Annotated in this window: 4 protein-coding genes; all 4 read right to left on the reverse strand. The window is 50.3% G+C overall.

Features of this window, described 5'->3' with window-relative positions:
* Nucleotides 1-42: 42 nt before the first annotated feature.
* From ACWWFX_RS24795 to ACWWFX_RS24810, 4 genes are read right to left on the reverse strand one after another with little or no spacing between them, the layout of a single operon-like run.
* Entirely contained in the window at nucleotides 43-285 is a 243-nt protein-coding gene (locus tag ACWWFX_RS24795; RefSeq protein ID WP_125391941.1) for a hypothetical protein, read from the reverse strand.
* A 9-nt stretch (nucleotides 286-294) separates the two neighbouring features.
* A complete protein-coding gene (locus ACWWFX_RS24800; protein WP_473225050.1) occupies nucleotides 295-534 on the reverse strand; it encodes a DUF4222 domain-containing protein in 240 nt (79 codons plus the stop codon).
* Complete coding sequence (locus ACWWFX_RS24805) at nucleotides 497-898, reverse strand: phage protein NinX family protein (RefSeq protein ID WP_473225051.1); 402 nt, start codon at nucleotides 896-898, stop codon at nucleotides 497-499. Before ACWWFX_RS24805 ends, ACWWFX_RS24800 begins: the two co-directional genes overlap by 38 nt.
* Nucleotides 898-1,119, reverse strand: coding sequence for a TraR/DksA family transcriptional regulator (locus ACWWFX_RS24810; protein ID WP_473225052.1), 222 nt, complete (start codon nucleotides 1,117-1,119; stop codon nucleotides 898-900). Before ACWWFX_RS24810 ends, ACWWFX_RS24805 begins: the two co-directional genes overlap by 1 nt.
* Between the last annotated feature and the right edge of the window lie 115 nt (nucleotides 1,120-1,234).

Genomic DNA, 1,234 nt, shown 5'->3' on the forward strand with positions numbered 1-1,234 from the left:
TTTCGCACCCAATAGCCAGCTCATAACTGGCTATCAGTTGCGTCATTCGGTGAGAAATTCGACCTTTTTCATAATTGCTTCTGCTTCCTGCGGCTCAACATGATCATGCCACTCGGACTCCTCCAGCATTTCGGCAATAGCTTCTTTTTGCTCTTCCGTGAAAAAGTCATCACGATAATCATAAAGTGCCGCCGCAACCAAACGACCGCCCATGAACTCATCGGCAGCACTGACGGGCGGCTCCTTGCCATCCTCATACTCAACGACGAACGTCATCTTTCCCATAATTCCTCCTCATGCCGCACGCTGTGCACGCAGCGATTTAATGTGCTCGCTCGTCTCCAATTCGGCACGAATACGTCTCGCCTCGTGAAAGTCGAGGTATTCGAAATATTGCTGAAATCGGTCGATTGAAGCGGTGTTAATCCGGCCCTGTCGCCAGTAGCGGACTATCTGTGATGTGCAGCTGTGGATGATGACGGGCCACCCGGCGTTGTCAGCGTATATCTGACCCCGTTGAATTAGCTGGAACATTGGCTGAGTCCTGCATCATGAGGAAGACGATCATTGCGGCGCGGAGTGCATTGTTGTGAAAATGGTAATAATCAGTGGATGATGATTCAGCGCCCCATTCACCGCGACTATCACCAAGTATTGCTGCGTAAATACTGATTTTGTTTTCAGCAATAATGGGCCATGCGTCTACCGGGTTGTTGCATGGGTTGAATACACCACGTTCAACTTCCACTTCTACGGCATCACCCCCAACAACATCCCCTTCATATGAGATAAGAACCATCGCGCCGCCATCACCTTCTTTGTAGTCCGGTGAGCCGCCATGAATAGCCTCAAACACCGCGGTGTTTATCTCGAAATCACTCAGCTTGCTGTAATCCATCACATCCCCCCAATCTTCTTACGCAATTCCATATTGCTCTGACACTCCACACACATCGTGCATCCCGGATACGCTTTCCGGCGAGCCTCCGGCAACTCCTCACCGCATTCCTCACAGTGCGTTTCTGATACTGCTGAGTGGTTGAGTCTGTGAGCGGCTACCGCCATTTCTATTCGCTGCTGAGTTAGCTCGCTTGCAGCATCAAGGGTATCTGGTGTCATAGTCAGTGCTCCATGAACTGTCGGTTAATTCGGTTGAAGGTGAATGCCAGCAATAAAAAAGGCCGCTTTAGCGACCTGGTTATTAGTGCCTTCATGCTGCACCGCCTTCATTCTT

This window comes from Pseudocitrobacter sp. 2023LY-00077 (genome assembly GCF_055796175.1).

Excerpts from the sequence above, each read along its gene's own strand:
- ACWWFX_RS24810 (WP_473225052.1), bottom strand. The coding sequence starts at position 1,119 with ATGACACCAGATACCCTTGATGCTGCAAGCGAGCTAACTCAGCAGCGA.
- ACWWFX_RS24795 (WP_125391941.1), bottom strand. The coding sequence starts at position 285 with ATGGGAAAGATGACGTTCGTCGTTGAGTATGAGGATGGCAAGGAGCCG.
- ACWWFX_RS24800 (WP_473225050.1), bottom strand. The coding sequence starts at position 534 with ATGTTCCAGCTAATTCAACGGGGTCAGATATACGCTGACAACGCCGGG.
- ACWWFX_RS24805 (WP_473225051.1), bottom strand. The coding sequence starts at position 898 with ATGGATTACAGCAAGCTGAGTGATTTCGAGATAAACACCGCGGTGTTT.